Annotated in this window: 16 protein-coding genes and 1 tRNA gene; 10 read left to right on the top strand and 7 right to left on the bottom strand. The window is 65.3% G+C overall.

The features are described from left to right. The first annotated feature begins 54 nt into the window (after positions 1–54). Positions 55–432 (top strand): glutathione S-transferase N-terminal domain-containing protein, encoded by a 378-nt coding sequence (locus RPR59_RS06800; RefSeq protein ID WP_313917992.1) that lies wholly within the window; start codon positions 55–57, stop codon positions 430–432. A gap of 390 nt (positions 433–822) precedes the next feature. On the opposite strand, the gene trxB is transcribed toward RPR59_RS06800, so the two are convergent. Beyond that, complete coding sequence (trxB, locus tag RPR59_RS06795) at positions 823–1,794, bottom strand: thioredoxin-disulfide reductase (RefSeq protein WP_313917990.1); 972 nt, start codon at positions 1,792–1,794, stop codon at positions 823–825. 170 nt (positions 1,795–1,964) lie between these two features. Beyond that, positions 1,965–2,096 carry a hypothetical protein gene (locus tag RPR59_RS06790; RefSeq protein WP_313917989.1) on the bottom strand — a complete coding sequence of 44 codons (132 nt, stop codon included), beginning with the start codon at positions 2,094–2,096 and terminating at the stop codon, positions 1,965–1,967. 109 nt (positions 2,097–2,205) lie between these two features. On the opposite strand from RPR59_RS06790, the gene RPR59_RS06785 reads away from it, so the two are divergent. Genes RPR59_RS06785 through fdhD form a run of 3 tightly spaced genes read left to right on the top strand, consistent with a single transcriptional unit; the run spans position 2,206 to position 5,794 of the window. After that, positions 2,206–4,497, top strand: a complete 2,292-nt coding sequence (locus RPR59_RS06785) for an FdhF/YdeP family oxidoreductase (protein WP_313917986.1) — start codon at positions 2,206–2,208, stop codon at positions 4,495–4,497. Then, the gene (gene mobA / locus RPR59_RS06780) at positions 4,494–5,012 is read left to right on the top strand and encodes a molybdenum cofactor guanylyltransferase (protein ID WP_313917984.1); all 519 of its coding nucleotides are present in this window, start codon (positions 4,494–4,496) and stop codon (positions 5,010–5,012) included. The genes RPR59_RS06785 and mobA overlap by 4 nt, the downstream gene beginning before the upstream one ends. Positions 5,013–5,017: 5 nt before the next feature. Continuing rightward, positions 5,018–5,794, top strand: a complete 777-nt coding sequence (gene fdhD / locus RPR59_RS06775; RefSeq protein WP_313918397.1) for a formate dehydrogenase accessory sulfurtransferase FdhD — start codon at positions 5,018–5,020, stop codon at positions 5,792–5,794. A gap of 63 nt (positions 5,795–5,857) precedes the next feature. Here the strand turns inward: fdhD and recG are convergent, their stop codons facing one another. The 3 genes from recG to RPR59_RS06760 all read right to left on the bottom strand — a co-directional run bounded on the left by recG (position 5,858) and on the right by RPR59_RS06760 (position 10,147). Next, positions 5,858–7,921: an ATP-dependent DNA helicase RecG gene (gene recG / locus RPR59_RS06770; protein WP_313917982.1), complete on the bottom strand. Its 2,064-nt coding sequence runs from the start codon at positions 7,919–7,921 to the stop codon at positions 5,858–5,860. A gap of 90 nt (positions 7,922–8,011) precedes the next feature. Then, positions 8,012–9,025: an inorganic phosphate transporter gene (locus RPR59_RS06765; protein ID WP_313917980.1), complete on the bottom strand. Its 1,014-nt coding sequence runs from the start codon at positions 9,023–9,025 to the stop codon at positions 8,012–8,014. A 15-nt stretch (positions 9,026–9,040) separates the two neighbouring features. Further along, positions 9,041–10,147 (bottom strand): DUF47 family protein, encoded by a 1,107-nt coding sequence (locus RPR59_RS06760; protein WP_313917978.1) that lies wholly within the window; start codon positions 10,145–10,147, stop codon positions 9,041–9,043. A gap of 39 nt (positions 10,148–10,186) precedes the next feature. Between RPR59_RS06760 and RPR59_RS06755 the strand changes: the two genes are divergently transcribed. Further along, on the top strand, positions 10,187–12,346 hold the full coding sequence (locus tag RPR59_RS06755; protein ID WP_313917976.1) for a BCCT family transporter: 2,160 nt from the start codon (positions 10,187–10,189) through the stop codon (positions 12,344–12,346). Positions 12,347–12,451: 105 nt separating this feature from the next. On the opposite strand, the gene RPR59_RS06750 is transcribed toward RPR59_RS06755, so the two are convergent. After that, positions 12,452–13,573, bottom strand: a complete 1,122-nt coding sequence (locus RPR59_RS06750) for a transporter substrate-binding domain-containing protein (protein ID WP_313917974.1) — start codon at positions 13,571–13,573, stop codon at positions 12,452–12,454. A gap of 280 nt (positions 13,574–13,853) precedes the next feature. After that, positions 13,854–13,943, bottom strand: a tRNA-Ser gene (locus RPR59_RS06745). A 134-nt stretch (positions 13,944–14,077) separates the two neighbouring features. Here RPR59_RS06745 and hspQ point away from each other — a divergent pair. From hspQ to RPR59_RS06720, 5 genes are all read left to right on the top strand, one after another. Beyond that, positions 14,078–14,458, top strand: a complete 381-nt coding sequence (gene hspQ, locus RPR59_RS06740) for a heat shock protein HspQ (protein ID WP_313917971.1) — start codon at positions 14,078–14,080, stop codon at positions 14,456–14,458. 127 nt (positions 14,459–14,585) lie between these two features. After that, entirely contained in the window at positions 14,586–14,966 is a 381-nt protein-coding gene (gene rplU, locus RPR59_RS06735) for a 50S ribosomal protein L21 (RefSeq protein WP_313917969.1), read from the top strand. Positions 14,967–14,996: 30 nt separating this feature from the next. Then, positions 14,997–15,266 (top strand): 50S ribosomal protein L27, encoded by a 270-nt coding sequence (gene rpmA / locus RPR59_RS06730; RefSeq protein ID WP_284052473.1) that lies wholly within the window; start codon positions 14,997–14,999, stop codon positions 15,264–15,266. 171 nt (positions 15,267–15,437) lie between these two features. Then, positions 15,438–16,007, top strand: a complete 570-nt coding sequence (locus tag RPR59_RS06725) for a GNAT family N-acetyltransferase (protein ID WP_313917965.1) — start codon at positions 15,438–15,440, stop codon at positions 16,005–16,007. Between the two features lie 114 nt (positions 16,008–16,121). Further along, entirely contained in the window at positions 16,122–16,715 is a 594-nt protein-coding gene (locus RPR59_RS06720) for a TetR family transcriptional regulator (RefSeq protein ID WP_313917963.1), read from the top strand. Positions 16,716–16,896 lie beyond the last annotated feature (181 nt).

The following is a 16,896-nucleotide window of genomic DNA, read 5'->3' as shown; positions in this document are numbered from 1 at the left end:
ACCTGACTTCCGGCGTTTTCTCCTTCAACACTCCCGCCTACCGGAAGCCACCCCATGCCCGACACCACCTTCCGCCCCCGCGCCTGGCTGCTCAAAACCTGTCCCTTTTGCCTGAAGCTGCGCATCGCGCTCAATGAGATGGGCCTCGACGACCGGTTCGACTTCACCGTGTTCGAAAAGGGCGACGACACCGAAGCCGATCTCCGCCGCCGCCTCACCGACGCCGGGATCAAGCCCAGCTACCCCGCCGTAGAAGTCGCGCCGGGCGAATATGAAACCGAAAGCGATCGGCTGATCGCCCGCTACGCGCGCGAGGCCGGGGTCGATCCCGAGACCGACCTGCCGCTGCTCGCCTATTACGAAGCGGGCGTGTTTCCGAAATTCATCGAATTGTTCAAGGAGCATCAGGCGCGCGCGGACGCGGATACCTGAACGCCCCCGCCCGACCTTCGCCTCGCCCCTCGCCGTGCTCCTGCGCAGGCAGGAGCCCAGGGCTACCGGCACGGGCATAGGCTCTGGATTCCCGCGTTCGCAGGAATATCGCCGCGAAGGCTCGGCGTGTGTGAACCCCATTGACGGGCGCCACACCCGCAACGCCGCTTCGCCCATCCGGCACGCACCCGGCGCGCCGCTTTCCTACACCCCGGCGCCCGCGCTATACCGCACGGACCCGCTCTTTCTCAGCGTCCGCTCCCCACGAAGACCTGCGCAACAAAGCTGCGCGCCTCCGCAACCTTCCTAAAGAAACACCGCGAATTGTGTGAAGCTAAGCGCGCGCACCGCCGCGTTGCCGCCGCCGAATCATCCGGCGGCGCGGGCGGCTCATTCCGCCGCTTCGGCGACGTCCTCGAACTCGGCCTCGGCCAGGAAGCGTTCGGCGTCGAGTGCCGCCATGCAGCCGGTGCCGGCCGCCGTCACGGCCTGGCGGTACACCTTGTCCATCACGTCGCCGCACGCGAACACGCCCGGCACGCTGGTGCGCGTCGACCCCGGCTCGACGGTGATATAGCTGTCGCCGTCCAGCGCCAGATGGCCGCGGAACAGCTCGGTCGCTGGATGGTGGCCGATCGCGACGAAGCCGCCTTCCACCTCCAGCGTGGAGAGCGCGCCCGTATGGGTGTCCTTCAGCTCCAGCGCGACCAGCCCTTCCGGCGTGCCGCCGCCGACGAAGCGTTCGACCTGCTTGTTCCACAGGACAGTGATGCGCTCGTTCTTGAACAGCCGCTCCTGCAGGATCTTTTCCGCGCGCAGCGAATCGCGCCGGTGGATCAGCGTCACGTCCGGCGAATGGTTGGTCAGGTACAAAGCCTCCTCGACCGCGGTGTTGCCGCCGCCGATCACCGCCACCTTCTTGCCGCGATAGAAGAAGCCGTCGCAGGTGGCGCAGGCGGAAACGCCCTTGCCCTTCATCGCCTCTTCGCTGTCGAGGCCCAGCCATTTGGCCTGCGCGCCGGTGGCGATGACCAGCACGTCGCCTTCGTACAGGTCCCCGCTGTCGCCGGTCAGGCGGAACGGCCGCTGCGACAGATCGACATGCGTGATCGTGTCCCAGACGAGCTTGGTGCCGACATGCTCGGCCTGCGCCTGCATCTCCTCCATCAGCCACGGTCCCTGGATGACGTCGCGAAAGCCGGGATAGTTCTCCACATCGGTCGTGGTGGTTAGCTGCCCGCCGGGCTGGATGCCCTGCACCAGGATCGGCTCCATGCCGGCGCGCGCGCCGTAGATGGCGGCGGAAAGGCCGGCGGGGCCGGAGCCCAGGATCAGCATGCGGGTCTTGTGCGTGGCGCTCATGAAGGCTCTCGTCATTGCGGTGGTTGCTGGCGGCAGGCAGGCATCTAGGCCGCCGTCCCCGTCCGACGCAACATGGGAGTGTCGGGCCGGCGCGTCCAGCCGGCAGCGCCCAAGCAAATCTTCGGTGGCGGGAAGTGGGCTTGCCTGTCTCGACCCCAGCCGCTCGCCCGCTACAGGATGACGATCAGCGCACCGGTCCACAGAACGGCCGACAGCAGCATCGCGATGGCCATGCCCAGGGCAAGCGGCAATCGCTCGTCCTGCTCCGCGGAGTGGAGCGGATGGGATCGGTCGGTTCGCATCACCTTCGCCGCATAGCGCCGCGACGGTTAACAAAGTGCTAAGGCGTCGCGGCCATGCAACGTTTCCGCCGTCCTCGGGTTGAAGCCGCATGACGAAGGGGAGATTGAAATGGCGAAGCGCGACGATCGGTTGACGGTAAAGGATTACAAGGGCGCAGCCGGCGGCTGGGGGTCCATGAAGAGCTTGGCCCGTGTCCTGCCCGAAGAACGGATCGGCCCGGACGCGCTCGATACGCTGCGGCGGCAGAACAAGCCCGAAGGCGCGATGTGCGTAAGCTGCGCCTGGGGCAAGCCGGCCAGGCCCCATATCGCGGAATTCTGCGAAAACGGGGCGAAGGCGACTGCCTGGGAATTGACCAGTCTGCGCAACACGCCCGATTTCTTTCAGCAGCATAGCGTAAGCGAACTGCGCGAATGGCGCGATCACGACCTGGAACAGGCCGGCCGCCTCACCCATCCGATGAAATACGACGCGGCCACGGACAAATATGTGGCGGTGAGCTGGGCCGAGGCATTCGACGCGATCGGCAAGCGGCTGAAGGCGGTCGATCCGAAGAAGGTCGTGTTCTACGCCTCGGGCCGCGCCAGCCTCGAGGCCTCCTACATGTATTCGCTGATGGCCCGGCTCTACGGCTCGCACAACCTGCCCGACAGCTCCAACATGTGCCACGAGACCACGTCGGTCGGGCTGAAGAACGCCACCGGCTCGCCCGTCGCCACGATCCAGATGGACGATTACGAGCATTGCGACGCCATCTTCTGCTGGGGCCAGAATGTCGGCAGCAACAGCCCGCGCATGCTCCACACGCTGAAGGCGGCGCGCAAGCGCGGGGTCGAGATCGTCACCTTTAACCCGTTGCGGGAACGCGGCTGGGAGCGCTTCGCCGATCCGCAGAATCCGGTGCAGATGACCGTCGGCGGATCGACCCAGATATCCACCCAATACCATCAGGTCCGTCCCGGCGGCGACATCGCCGCCATCCTCGGCATCATCAAGATCGCGGTGGAGGCCGACGACCGCGCACGGGCCGAGGGCAAGGAAGCGGTGCTCGACCACCATTTCATCCGGCAGCACACGGTCCGTTTCGACGAGGTGGCGGATTTCGCCCGCAACGCCGATTGGGACGATCTGACGCGCGAAAGCGGCCTGACCCGCGAAGCGATCGAAGACGCCGCGCGCGTCTACCTGAAGTCCAAGGCGCTGATCGCCGTCTATGGCATGGGCATCACCCAGCACCGCTACGGCATGGACAGCCTGTACATGCTCGTGAACCTGCTGCTGATGCGGGGCCATATCGGCAGGCCGGGCGCCGGGCCGGGTCCGGTCCGCGGCCATTCCAACGTCCAGGGCCAGCGCACCGTCGGCATCACCGAAAAACCGGAACTGGCGCCCAACGACCGTCTGAAACAACTCTACGACTTCGATCCGCCCGACTGGAGGGGATGGGATACCGTCGAAAGCTGCCGTCACGTCATCGACGGGACGTGCGAGGGATTCATCCAGCTCGGCGGCAACTTCCTGCGCGCCACGCCCGAGCATAAAAAGATGGTCGAAGGATGGTCGAACCTCCCGATCCAGGTTCACATCGCGACCAAGCTCAACAAGTCGCACCTGTCGCCGGGTGCCGACGCCTGGCTGCTGCCGTGCCTGGGCCGCCTGGAGCGCGACATGCAGGAAAGCGGTGCGCAGGTGGTAACGATGGAGGATTCGTTCAGCCATATTTATGGCTCGGTCGGCAAGGCGGAACCCGCAAGCCCGTACCTGCTGTCCGAACCCGCCATCGTCGCCGGGATCGCCAAGGCGACCCTGAAGGACAATCCCAACGTGCCGTGGGACGCGTGGGTCGGCGATTACGGGCTGGTCCGCGACGCCATCGAGAACACCTATCCCGACAAATTCTCGAACTTCAACGAACGCATGTTCGAACCCGGCGGATTCTGGAAAGGCAATCCTGCCGCCCATCGGGAATGGAATACGCAAAGCGGCAAGGCCGAATTCAATGTTCCGCGCGCGCTCAATGCCCGCGGGTTCGAAGACAGGGAAGGCCGATTCGCGCTCGTCACCCTGCGATCGAACGACCAGTTCAACACGACCATCTACGGCTATCACGATCGATTCCGCGGCATTCACGGCACGCGCGACGTGGTGATGATGAACAAGGCGGATATGGATCGGCTGCAATTGCGGGCCGGCGACAAGGTGACACTGGAAAGCGATGCCGACGATCAGGTCGCGAGGTCGGTCGGCGGACTGCAGGTCGTGTCGTACAATATTCCCGAAGGAAGCATCGGCGGATATTATCCCGAACTGAACGTGCTGATCCCACTCGAACATCATGCGCTGGAAAGCCATGTGCCTGCGGGCAAGTCGGTGCCGGTACGCGTGCGCCCGGAGCAATGAGGCGAACGCTCGGCGCCTTGCTGGCCGGCGGGCAGGCGCGGCGCTTCGGCGCGGACAAGGCTCTCGCGCGGTGGCGTGGAAAATCGCTGATCGAACACGCAGCCGATGCTCTTCGGCCACATTGCGACCGGGTCGTGATCGTCGGACGCGACCGCCACGACCTGCGCTGCGTACCGGATCGACCGGCATCGGGGCTGGGTCCGCTCGGCGGCATAGCCGGGGCTCTGGCACATGCGAGCGAGAACGGGATGGAGTCCGTCCTCACGGCACCCTGCGATGTCCCCTGCCCCCCACACGAACTGTTCGAGGCGCTCAGGCCCGCTGCGTGCTGGTGTGAGGAACATCCGGCCTTCGGGCGCTGGCCGGCCACCCTGGCTCCCACCCTTGCATCATGGCTCAGAACAGCGGAGCATCGATCGATCCGCGCATTCGCCAGAACGGTGGGCGCAATTCCGATCTCCGTGCCGACGCCCATCCGCGATGTGGACACTCCCGAGGATCTCGCTGCGCTGTGAGCGATATGAGAACCGAAACCGGCCTGTGCATCGGCGACGGACAAGCGCTGCCGACGCCCCGGGCGATCGCCACCGAGGCCCCGGTCGCGGTCGAATATAACGGCATCGGCTACGCCGTCATGATGATGACGCCGCGCGATCTGAACGACTTCGCGCTGGGGTTCTCGATGACGGAGCGGATTGTGACCGACGCCAACGAAATTCTCGATACGGACATTGCAGACGTACCGGCAGGCACGATCCTGCGCATCACCGTCGGCCGTGAAGCGGCAACACGGATCGGTGATCGCGTTCGGCATCGCAGCAGCGACACCGGCTGCGGCCTGTGCGGCATTGCGAGCCTGGAATCGCTGCAGCGGTCGTTACCGCCCCGCCCCGTCCCGATGCCTTTTCCACGCGAAGCCGTCCGCCTGGCGCTCGCGAGGTTGCGCGATCATCAGCCGCTGGGGCAGCAGACCGGCGCGACCCACGCCGCTGCTTGGTGCGCGGAGGACGGCCGCATCCTCGACGTTCGTGAGGATGTCGGACGCCATAATGCGCTCGACAAGCTGATCGGCACGCTGGAAGGCAAGAAAGAGCGCCCGGGGGGCTTCGCCATCGTCACGTCGCGCATCAGCTTCGAAATGGCCGACAAGGCGCTGGTCGCCCGAATGCCCTGGCTCGTCGGCATTTCCGCGCCGACGACCATGGCGCTCGACCATGCACGGCGGCACGGTCTGGGGCTGGTGGCGCTCGCCCGGCAGGATTCGATGTGGTGCTTCAGCGAACCCGATCAGGAATAAGCGGCGATGTCGCACAGGAAATCCCGCAGGTGCGCGCAAAATCGACCGAAGGGCTAACGCCCGTTATCCTGAACGCAGCAATCCCACCGCCGCGTCGCGCTCGAACAGATAGAGCGCGATCCGCGCCGCTTGACCGCGTTCCCCCTCCAGCCCGCCGTCGCGCTCGACAAGCAGGCGCGCATCGCTGTTCGCGGCGGGCAGCAACGCACCGAGGCTGTCGGGCGTCGCCAGCCGGAATTCCATCTCCCCCGACTGCCGCGTGCCGAGCAGTTCGCCCGCGCCGCGCAGCCGCAGGTCCTCCTCCGCGATGCGGAAGCCGTCGTTGGTCTCGCGCATCAATGCCAGCCGCGCACGCGACGTCTCGCTGAGCGCATTGCCGCGCAACAGCAGGCAGATCGACTTGCCCGACCCGCGCCCGACGCGCCCGCGCAACTGGTGGAGCTGCGCCAGCCCGAACCGGTCGGCATGTTCGATTACGATCAATGTCGCATTGGGCACGTCGACGCCGACCTCGATCACCGTCGTTGCGACCAGCACGCCCAGCTTGCCACTCGCGAAGCGCTCCATCACCGCGTCCTTGGCAGGCCCTTTCATGCGGCCGTGAACCAGTCCGACGCGGTCGCCGAACCGCTTGGCGAGCACGGCGGCGCGGTCCTCGGCGGCGGCGAGGTCGCTCTTGGCGCTTTCCTCGACCAGCGGGCACACCCAATAGGCTTGCCCCCCGTTCGACAGGTGCCGCGCGAGCCCGTCGACCACTGCATCCATCCGCTCTTCCGAAACGACGCGCGTTTCGACCGGCTGTCGCCCCGGGGGCATCTCGTCGAGGCGGCTGACGTCCATCTCGCCATATTGGGCGAGCGTCAGCGTGCGCGGGATCGGCGTCGCGGTCATCACCAGCAGGTGCGGCGGGCGTTCCGCTTTCGCCTGCAACATCATCCGTTGCGCGACGCCGAAGCGGTGCTGCTCGTCGACCACGGCCAGCCCTAGACTCTTGTAGGTGACGCCTTCCTGAAAGATCGCGTGCGTGCCGATCAATATGTCGATCGACCCGTCGGCGAGGCCCATCAGCACGCCCTCGCGCGCGCGCCCCTTGTCGCGCCCGGTAAGGATGGCGAGGTTGACGCCGACCCCCGCCAACATCCTGCTGAGCGTTTCGTAATGCTGCCGCGCGAGGATTTCGGTCGGCGCGAGCAGCGCGCCCTGCGCCCCGGCCTCCGCCGCCATCAGCAGCGCCATCGCCGCGACCAGCGTCTTGCCCGACCCGACATCACCCTGCAGCAGGCGCAGCATCGGGCGCTGTTGCGCCAGGTCGCCCTCGATCTCGGCGATCGTCCGCGCCTGCGCGCCTGTCGGCGCATAAGGCAGGTCGAGCCGGTCGCGCAGGCGCCCGTCGCCCGCCAGCGGTCGCCCGCGTTTGCTGCGCGCCTCGCCACGCACGAGCAGCAGCGCGAGCTGGTTGGCGAAAATCTCGTCATAGGCAAGCCGCTCGCGCGCCTTCGCATCCGCCGGATCGGCGTGAATGCGTTTCAGCGCATCACGCCAGTCCGGCCAGCCGTGCCGCGCCTTGACGCTCGGTTCGATCCATTCGGGCAGTTCGGGCGCACGGGCGATCGCCTGTTCGGCGAGCGCGGCGATACGCTTCGAGGTGATACCCTCCGATAGCGGATAAATCGCTTCGCGCTCGCGATGGTCTTCGGCTTCCTCGGGCGGCACGACATAATCGGGATGCACGATCTGCAATTCCTGCCCGTACATCTCCAGCTTGCCCGATACGCGCCGCTTCTCGCCCAGCGGCAGCAGCTTCTTCACCCAGCCCGAATTACCGCCGAAATAGACGAGGGAGACGTGATTGCCCGCCGCATCGGTGGCATGCACGCGGATCGGAGAGCGGCGCGTTCCGCCGAGCTTGTATTCGACCGCCGTCAGCGTGATCGCGATGACGCGGCCCGCATCTGCCATGTCGAGTTCTTCACGCGGAAAGCGGTCGATCCAGCCGGTCGGCAGGTGAAAGGCGATATCGACCGCCCGCGCCAGCCCCAGCCGCTCCAGCGGCTTGGCAAGCGCCGGCCCGACGCCCTTGAGCGCGGTCGTCTCGGCAAAGAGCGGGTTGAGGATATCGGGACGCATGGGGCCGGAGTAAAGCAGTGCTGCGCAATGCGGAAGGCGCGATCCGAAATCCGTCAGGGACCGTGCTTCCTGCTGCGCCTCGCGGCTGCTTCAGAACAGCCGGGTGGCCAGATAGAAAAGCGCTCCCACCACCGCCGAGGCGGGGATGGTGACCACCCAGGCGATGACGACATTCTGCGCCACGCCCCAGCGCACCGCCGAAGCACGGCGCGCCGAGCCCGCACCGATGACGCAGCCGGTGATGGTGTGCGTGGTCGATACCGGAATGCCGAGCAGGGACGCCGTGAACAGGATCACCGAGCCGCCCGCCGACGCGCTGAATCCCTGATGGTGCGACAGCTTGGTAATGCGCGAACCCATCGTCTCGATGATCTTCCAGCCGCCCGAAAGCGTGCCGAGTGCGATCGCGATATAGCAACTGATGGCCACCCAATGCGGGATCGCGAACTCCCCGGAAAGATAACCGGTCGAATATAGGAGCACGGTGATGATGCCCATCGTCTTCTGCGCGTCGTTCAGCCCGTGGCTGAGCGAATAGGCGGCCGACGACAGCAGATGGAGGAACCGGAAGCCCCGCTCTGCGCCGCGCGCGGTGGCGTTCCGCAGCGCCCAGCTCGTCACCAGCATGACGATCATCGTCAGGATCATGCCGAGCGTCGGCGACAGCACGATGGCGATCAGCGTCTTGTTCAGGCCCGCCCATTCGATGCCGGAAATACCCGCATGCGCGACGCCTGCGCCGACCAGGCCGCCGATCAGCGCATGGCTGCTCGATGACGGAATGCCCTTCACCCAGGTGACGATGTTCCAGAACATCGCGCCGGCAAGCGCGCCGAACACGACCGCCGGCGTCACCAGATCCCTGTCGATCAGCCCTTCCCCGATCGTCTGCGCCACCTTGTGCAGTTCGGGAAAGGCGAGCGTCAGGAAATAGGCCGCGAAATTGAACGCGGCGGCGAATGCCACGGCCTGCACCGGCCCCAACAGGCGGGTGGCGACGACGGTGGCGATCGAGTTCGCAGCGTCGTGCAAGCCGTTCAGGAAATCGAAGGCGAGCGCCGTGGCGATCAGGCCGATCAGCAGCGGCAGGGCGAGGGAATGCATGGGAAGCGCTCGAACTCAGGCGTGATCGATGACGATGCCGTCGATCTCGTTGGCGACATCCTCCAGCGCATCGACGATGCGCTCCAGATGCTTGTAGATTTCGCGTTTCACGCTGAACCGCAGCGGGTCCTTCGGCCCGTCCTCCTTGAACGCCTTCTTGACGCCGGCGCCGTAGATGTCGTCGGCATGGCCTTCCATCCGCACGACCCGCTCGGTCAGTTCGTGCAGGCGTTTGCCGTTGCGGGCCACGTCGCGCAGCAGCGGCATGGCCTCGGCCACCAGCCGCGCACTGTCGACGATGATCGCCGCCATATCGCGCATTTCCGGCTCGAAACTGCCCACCTCGTACAGATCGATGGCGCCCACCGTGGCCTGCATCTCGTCGATGGCATCGTCCATGGCGCCGATGAGAGAGATGATGGCGCTGCGATCGAACGGCGTCAAAAAGGTCTGGCGCACCTCCTTCAGGATTTCCCGGATGATGTCGTCGGCGTCGTGTTCGCGTTCGATGACCTCGCGGATATGATCGCGGGAATCCGATCCGTTCTGCAGCACCCGCGACAGCGCGTCGGCGCCCGCGACGATCGTCACGGCATGCGCCTCGAAAAGCTCGAAGAAATTACCCTTGTTCGGCAGCAGCCGTTGAAACCAAGCGAACATGTCACCCATCCTGGATTTGCGACCCATCGTGGCGAACATTCCCGCCCGCTGCGTGATCGCCTTGAACTCCGAGGCCGCGAACGAACGAATCAGGTCGCGGAGATCCTCTTCTTCCACGGCTTCCGCCGCATCGGCCAGCGTGAACCACCGCCGTTCACGCTCATGGCTTTCCTTCCAGCGGTCGAGCTCCCGGCTGACCGCCAGCGGAAAGACATCGACATGGACCATCAGCGACGCGCCGTTGCCGCGTCGCTTGCGGTACTGGTACGATCCCAGCGGCGTCGGGCAAACCGATCCGCAAACGCCGGCTTCCTCTTCCGCTTCCTCGGCCGCGGCCGCATGCGGCGACAGGCCGCCGGGTATGTTGCCCTTCGGAATCACCCAGCGGCGAGTTTCGCGCGACGTAATCAGCAGGATGCGCACCGGCGCATCGATCGCCACACCTTCGGTGCGATACGGCAAGGCTGCAATCTGGCGAATCCGGCCCTCCTCTTCGCGACCATGAGCGCCGCCCTTAGCGAATGTGACAGTTGCATGACAATCGCGATCGCGCGCCAGCCTGCGATGTTCCGATACGGGGCGGCCGCCTTGCATCCCCGCGCGCCGTTCGTTAGCCGGTTGCGACGGGGGCCAGCGTCACCAGGTGCAATCGCCGGACCGTGCCACACAGGATGCGGTACGATTGCGCAGCAGCAGGCAGCGGCCCCCATAGATCCGTCACGGAGCATCTCTCGCCTTCGCGAACGACTGGAAGGAACAGCAATGAGCGATCGCCAGGCGCCTGCAAGGCGCTTCCGTATCGAAGCCAATCCCCCCGTTCTTTATATTTCCGCGGGTTTGATCGCGGCGATCCTCGTGTTCAGCGTTGCATTCGCCGACGCCGCAGGTGACGCATTCACGGCCGCGCAGGCGTTTGCGGTGGCGTATTTCGGCTGGTTCTACATCTCGGCGGTGGCCGTCTTTCTGGTGTTCGTCGTCTTTCTCGCATTCACCCGCTTCGGCAATATCCGGCTTGGCCCGGACGGTTCGGAACCTGATTACAGCTACGGATCCTGGTTCGCGATGCTGTTCAGCGCCGGCATGGGCATCGGCATCATGTTCTACGGCGTTGCCGAGCCCATCTCGCATTACGTGAACCCGCCGGTCGGCAGCGGCAGTACGGTCAATGCGGAGCGCGAGGCGCTGATGCTGACCTTCTTCCACTGGGGGCTGCATGCCTGGGCGATCTATGCGGTGATCGCCATGTCGCTCGCCTATTTCGCGTTCCGCCGCGGACTGCCGCTCACCATCCGCTCGGCGCTCTATCCGCTGATCGGCGAAAAGGTGCACGGTCCGATCGGCCATACGGTCGACATCTTTGCGGTGATCAGCACCATGTTCGGCCTCGCTGCATCGCTCGGCATCGGCGTGCTTCAGGTCGATGCCGGGCTCGCCTGGCTGTTCGGTGCGCCGGTCGCAGCCTGGTTCCAGGTGTTGTTGATCATCGCCATTACGCTCTGCGCCACCGCATCGGCCGTGCTCGGGCTAGACAAGGGCATCAAGCGGCTGTCGGAGATCAATATCGGATTGGCGGTGCTGCTGCTCGTGTTCGTGCTGGCGACGGGGCCGACCGTGTTCCTGCTGCAGGCCTTCGTGCAGAATGTCGGCACCTATCTCGGCAATGTCATTCCGCGCACTTTCCGCATGTACGCGTATGAACCCAATGCGTGGCTGGGCGACTGGACGCTGTTCTATTGGGGCTGGTGGATCGCCTGGTCACCGTTTGTCGGCATGTTCATCGCCCGCGTGTCGCGCGGCCGTACGATCCGCGAGTTCATCTCCGGCGTGTTGCTGGTGCCTGTTGCCTTCACCTTCTTGTGGATGACGGTCTTCGGCAACACGGCGCTCTGGCAGGAAGTGAACCACATCGCGCCCATTGCGCAGCTCGTGAAGAACGACATGCCGGTCGCCCTGTTCTCCATGCTGGCGAACCTGCCGCTTTCCTATATCACCACCGGCATCGCGACGCTCCTGGTCGTGACGTTCTTCGTCACCTCGGCCGACTCGGGTGCGCTCGTGATCGACATGCTGACATCCGGCGGCGCGGAAAATCCACCGGTATGGCAGCGCATCTTCTGGGCGTTCACCGCCGGCGCGGTGGCGGCGGTGCTTCTGCTGGTCGGAGGATTGGATGCGTTGCAGACGGCGACGATCGTCTCTGCGCTTCCCTTCACCGTGGTGATGCTCTTCATTTGCTACGGCCTCTATAAGGCGCTGTCCTCCGAACCGACGCTGATCGCGCACGCGCACAATATTACCGACAATCACGACCTGGAGGAGGCGATCGACGCCCTGTTCGTCACGCCGGACGCCAACGATGCCGCGCGCAGGTTGCACGACGTGGCGCGCCCGGCGCTCGCGATGGTCGCGGACCGTGTGCGCAACCGCGGCGCCAGCGCCGATTTCACCACCAACGCGCACGAGGTGGTGCTGCGCATCTCGCGCGAAGACGATTCGCAGTTCGAATACCGCGTGCAATTGAAGGACGGCGACGGCGAGATCGCGACCGGCGGCAAATATCTGGCAGCCTCGCTGAGCGGAGAGAGCGCCAGCCACAATGTCACGACCTGGACCCGCCGCGATATCGTCCGCGACGTGATCGCCAACTACGCACGGCTGTAGGGGACGCGGGAGTCGGCGGACGCGTTCACGGCGCGGATCGGCTCTGTTCGCTTGCGCCGGTTCCGGTTAGCGGCGTCGGAGGCGAACCCTTCCAAACGGGCCGGGTCACTCGCGTCCCAGCACCTGACGCACGTTGCTGGCCCAGGCCCTGCTTTCGATCCGCGCGAGCAGTGCGCGGTTCAGCTTTTCCCGGATCGCGCTGTGCTGTGGAAGCGCGAAGGCATAATCCTGGCGGCCGAACGTCGCCGGTACAAGCCTCAGGTCATTGGCGGTATCGCCCTGTTTCAGTTTCGATACGAGCAGCGGACGGTCATACACGAACGCGCTGATATTACCCGACCGCACGGCCTTCAGGCCTTCGTCGATCCCGTTGAACGGCCGGAACCCGACGCCGCGGTCGTTCAGCCATTCCTCGGCCGCCGATCCCGGCACCGTCCCGACCGCGACCCCGGCCAGATCGTCGGGGCCGGTAATCTTGCCCGAGAGGCGCCCCTCGGTCAGCGAGGAGGCGATCAGGCCGGTGAAGGTCGAAATGATGATGATCGCGGCGAACATCCACACGAGCGCGATGATGCGGCCGGCAAGCGTGCGCGGCGCCTTGTCGCCATATCCCACGGTCGTCATCGTCACCGCCGAGAACCAGAAGCCGGACCCGATCCCGTCGAGCGGCTTGCCGCCGAACTCGTCGCGATTGTGGCGGCGTTCCGCCAGCCAGAACAGAAAACCGACGACCAGCAACACACCCGCCAGCAGCAGAACCGCCGACAGGAAACTCCAGGTGAAGAAATTGCGCACCAGCAGGAGCCAACTGGACGGCGTCTCGCCAGTCACGATGCCGAAGCCGGTGGTGTAATAGGGGTGGGTGAAATCGACCACTTGCTCGCGCCCTGGCGTCACCGTCAGCGCACCGACACTGGCATCGTATCGTCCGTCCGCCACGCCCTGCACCATGCCGTCCAGGTCGGTCTGTTCGAAATGATAGCGGATGCCGGTATCCTGCGCGATCTGGCGCCACAGGTTGATCGCCAGCCCGCCCCAGGCGCCATCCGATCCCTTCATGGCAAATGGCGGCGCCTCTCGCGTTGCGATGGTCAGTTCACCGGTCGGCGCGGCCTCGGTGCGCGCCGCAGCGAGCCGCCCGTCCTGCGCCATCGCAGGCATCGCGATGGCTGTAAGTGTGATGAGGAGAAGCGCGAGGCGGCGGCAAAACGTCGGCGTATTGGTCATGTCCGGCAGCTTAGCATGATCGTACCAAGGCTTGTCCATGGCGGCCGGCCCGCTGTCCTGTCGGGCCAAGCGCGTCAGCAGATGGGCTTTTCCCGCGCCCAAGCGGTGCGCGGTTTCGCATTGCCAACCGCGACACCGCAACTTCGGGCCGATGCCTCGAACACGCCTCCTTGCAGCCGGAGGCCTTTGAACAATCACGGTAGCGTTGATGCGACGGACATTGGATTTCGGGGCTTAGCCAAGTCCGCGGGACTGATGCGAATCGCCAGAAACGGGGTAGTGGCGGAGAGGGAGGGATTCGAACCCTCGGAACCCTTGCGGGCTCAACGGTTTTCGAGACCGCCCCGTTCGACCACTCCGGCACCTCTCCGCGGGGGGCTTCGCACCGGCTGATCCGGTATCGGATGCAGCGGCGCTGGTCGGTGAGCGCGCGGCATTAACGGAAAGATTCGCACCTTACAAGGTGCAGCTTGTGCGTTGCCGCAAAGACATTAGATTGGTGTCATGACCGTTGCCCGCAAATCAGATGTGTTCGCCGGGATCGGCACCTCGGTGCCGCCTGTTTCCCATGCCCGATTCAATGTCGGGGACGTAGTGCGGCACCGCATGTTCGATTTCCGCGGCGTGATCTTCGATGTCGACCCCGTCTTCGCGAATAGCGAGGAATGGTACGATTCCATTCCCAAGGATGCCCGCCCCCGGAAGGACCAGCCCTTCTACCATATCCTCGCGGAGAATATGGAAAGCGACTATGTCGCCTATGTCAGCCAACAGAACCTGGTGGCCGACCATAGCGACGAGCCGGTCGATCACCCCGCCATCACCGGCCTGTTCGATGCCTATTCCGACGGGCATTACCGCCTGCGACGCGAACATCGTCATTAGACGCGGCGGCGTCCGAGCTTTTTCGCGCGGCGTCGGTTGACAATCTGGCGCTCTCGGCATAGTCGGCGCCTTCTTTCCGCGACGGTGCATTCGGCGCGGACACATGTATTTGGAAGTGAAGAGGGCCATGTTCGCAGTCGTGCGCACGGGCGGCAAGCAGTATCGCGTTGCCGCAGGAGACAAGATCGTCGTCGAGAAGATCGGCGGCGAGGCCGGCACAACGGTCAAGCTCGATGATGTGTTGCTCGCCGGCGACGGCAGCGACCTGAAGGCGGTCGACGGACTGAGCGTCGCGGCCGAGATCGTGGCGCAGGCGAAGGGCGAGAAGGTCGTCATCTTCAAGAAGCGCCGTCGGCACAATTATCGTCGCAAGGCCGGCCACCGCCAGCAGCACACGATCCTGAAGATCACCGCAATCGGTGAGGAAAAGGCCAAGAAGGCCGCGCCGAAGCCTGCCGCGAAGAAGGCCGCGCCGAAAGAGGCAGCGCCCGAGGCGGACAAGGCCTGAGCCGCACCCGAGATTTCGAGGAGTTAGACAATGGCACATAAGAAAGCAGGCGGCTCGTCGCGTAACGGTCGCGATTCCGCAGGCCGTCGCCTTGGCGTGAAGAAGTTCGGGGGCGAAGCCGTCGTCGCCGGCAACATCATCGTGCGTCAGCGCGGCACCAAATTCTATCCCGGCACGAATGTCGGCATGGGCAAGGACCATACCCTGTTCGCGCTTACCGATGGTCGTGTGTCCTTCAAGGAAGGCAAGCTCGGCCGCAAATTCGCGTCGGTGGATATTATGGCGGACGCCGCCGAATAACGGGCAACCGACCGGGTTGCCCACCAGGGTGACCCGGGTTCCGAGAGCGGAACCAACCAAGAAGGGAGACGGGTCGCCCCGGCTCCCTTTTTTTCGTGCTCCCTCCCTGTTGCGTCGTCATCCTGTCATTGAACACGGGCATGAACGCGCAGAAATACGAGGAGAGTACCCATGTTCATGCGTACCCCGCGTCTGACCCTGCGGCCAGGCTGGGCCGAAGACGCCGATGAACTCGCCGTCGCCATCGCCCACCGGAAAGTCGTGCACAACCTTGGCCGTGCGCCCTGGCCCTATGCGCTGGGCGATGCTCGGGCGTTTATCGAGGCGCAGCAGGCCGAACGGCACGGCGCCTCCTTCCTCATCTGCTCGCACGAGGATGGCGCCTGCCCGATCGTGGGCGGCATCGGCTTCGGCCCGTACGAAAATCGCCCGAACGAACTCGGCTACTGGATCACACCCCGCGCATGGGGACGCGGCTATGCCACCGAGGCGGGGCACGCGGCGATCGCGGTCGCCCGCATGCTGGGCGTTGCCGAACTTACCGCAGGGCATCATGTCGACAATCCGGCGTCGGGCGCCGTGCTGCGCAAGCTGGGCTTCGCGTCCTCGGGATCGGCCCGCCGGTATTCGCGCGGACGCGGTGCCTGGGTCGACTGCACCGAATATGTGCTGCCCCTGGCGTCTCGCCGTAACGCGGCCGACAGCGCAGTGGCGACGAGCAGCAGGTTGCTGGCGGCCTGATTCGATTCCGAATCGGGCCGCCGCCCTTCCCCGCCGGCACAGCGGCGGCCTTTGCGTTCAGGCGCGTTTTCCGCCACAAGCGGGTTTTCCCGATCAGGCCAGATCCGCTCCCTCATGCCCGCTACCGTTCGCAAACGCCTCTCACCGCAGGAAGCGCGCATCGCCGCGCTGGAAGCTGCTCGCGCCATCCTGATCGAGGACGGACCGCAAGCAGTTACACTGAAGGCGGTAGCCGCACGTATCGGGCGGACCCACGCCAATCTGCTCCATCATTTCGGCTCGGCCGCCGGGTTGCAGAAAGCGCTGATCGCAAGCATGGCAGAAACGATCACCGCGATCATCGGTGCCGCGGCGATGAAGGCCCGTGCCGGCGACCAGAATCCGCGCGAGGTGGTGGACCTCACCTTCGACGCGTTCGACAGCGAGGGCGCCGGCGCGCTCGCGAGCTGGATGATCCTGTCCGGCAACCAGGATGCGCTTGACCCCATTCTGGAGGCGATCCACAAGCTCGTCGACGATCTGGCGGAAGGGCATTCGGAAGCGAGCATGTCGATCCACGAGGAGACGCTGCAACTCGTCCTGATGGCGCTGGGAGATGCGCTGCTGGGCGGGCCGATGGCCCGCGCCCTGGGCCTGCCACGCGAAAAGGCGCGGGACCTTGCGTGCCAGGCGCTGCTGGCGTCGCGCGCCGGTGAGCATGCCGACTGAACGATGGTGGCCGATGCCCCCGCTATCGTCATGCCGAACGTGATCCGGCATCCATTCGCGCTCGGCTGGAATCTCACGCGTGGCGTTGAACGGATTCCGACTTCCGTCGGGATGACGGCTGGTTCGCGTCGGGCACGGCACCGAAACGCCACCACTGGCGAAACCGGCACATATCGTTAAG

It is taken from the genome of Stakelama saccharophila, assembly GCF_032229225.1.
Taxonomy (GTDB): Bacteria; Pseudomonadota; Alphaproteobacteria; order Sphingomonadales; family Sphingomonadaceae; genus Sphingomonas; species Sphingomonas saccharophila.
Note: the sequence above shows the minus strand (reverse complement) of the source record. Positions and strands in the feature narration are given on the sequence as shown.

Excerpts from the sequence above, each read along its gene's own strand:
- RPR59_RS06790 (WP_313917989.1), bottom strand. The coding sequence starts at position 2,096 with ATGCGAACCGACCGATCCCATCCGCTCCACTCCGCGGAGCAGGACGAG.
- RPR59_RS06720 (WP_313917963.1), top strand. The coding sequence starts at position 16,122 with ATGCCCGCTACCGTTCGCAAACGCCTCTCACCGCAGGAAGCGCGCATC.
- RPR59_RS06750 (WP_313917974.1), bottom strand. The coding sequence starts at position 13,573 with ATGACCAATACGCCGACGTTTTGCCGCCGCCTCGCGCTTCTCCTCATC.
- trxB (WP_313917990.1), bottom strand. The coding sequence starts at position 1,794 with ATGAGCGCCACGCACAAGACCCGCATGCTGATCCTGGGCTCCGGCCCC.
- RPR59_RS06785 (WP_313917986.1), top strand. The coding sequence starts at position 2,206 with ATGGCGAAGCGCGACGATCGGTTGACGGTAAAGGATTACAAGGGCGCA.
- RPR59_RS06765 (WP_313917980.1), bottom strand. The coding sequence starts at position 9,025 with ATGCATTCCCTCGCCCTGCCGCTGCTGATCGGCCTGATCGCCACGGCG.
- recG (WP_313917982.1), bottom strand. The coding sequence starts at position 7,921 with ATGCGTCCCGATATCCTCAACCCGCTCTTTGCCGAGACGACCGCGCTC.
- hspQ (WP_313917971.1), top strand. The coding sequence starts at position 14,078 with ATGACCGTTGCCCGCAAATCAGATGTGTTCGCCGGGATCGGCACCTCG.
- RPR59_RS06725 (WP_313917965.1), top strand. The coding sequence starts at position 15,438 with ATGTTCATGCGTACCCCGCGTCTGACCCTGCGGCCAGGCTGGGCCGAA.
- RPR59_RS06755 (WP_313917976.1), top strand. The coding sequence starts at position 10,187 with ATGAGCGCCGCCCTTAGCGAATGTGACAGTTGCATGACAATCGCGATC.
- rpmA (WP_284052473.1), top strand. The coding sequence starts at position 14,997 with ATGGCACATAAGAAAGCAGGCGGCTCGTCGCGTAACGGTCGCGATTCC.
- fdhD (WP_313918397.1), top strand. The coding sequence starts at position 5,018 with ATGAGAACCGAAACCGGCCTGTGCATCGGCGACGGACAAGCGCTGCCG.
- mobA (WP_313917984.1), top strand. The coding sequence starts at position 4,494 with ATGAGGCGAACGCTCGGCGCCTTGCTGGCCGGCGGGCAGGCGCGGCGC.
- rplU (WP_313917969.1), top strand. The coding sequence starts at position 14,586 with ATGTTCGCAGTCGTGCGCACGGGCGGCAAGCAGTATCGCGTTGCCGCA.
- RPR59_RS06800 (WP_313917992.1), top strand. The coding sequence starts at position 55 with ATGCCCGACACCACCTTCCGCCCCCGCGCCTGGCTGCTCAAAACCTGT.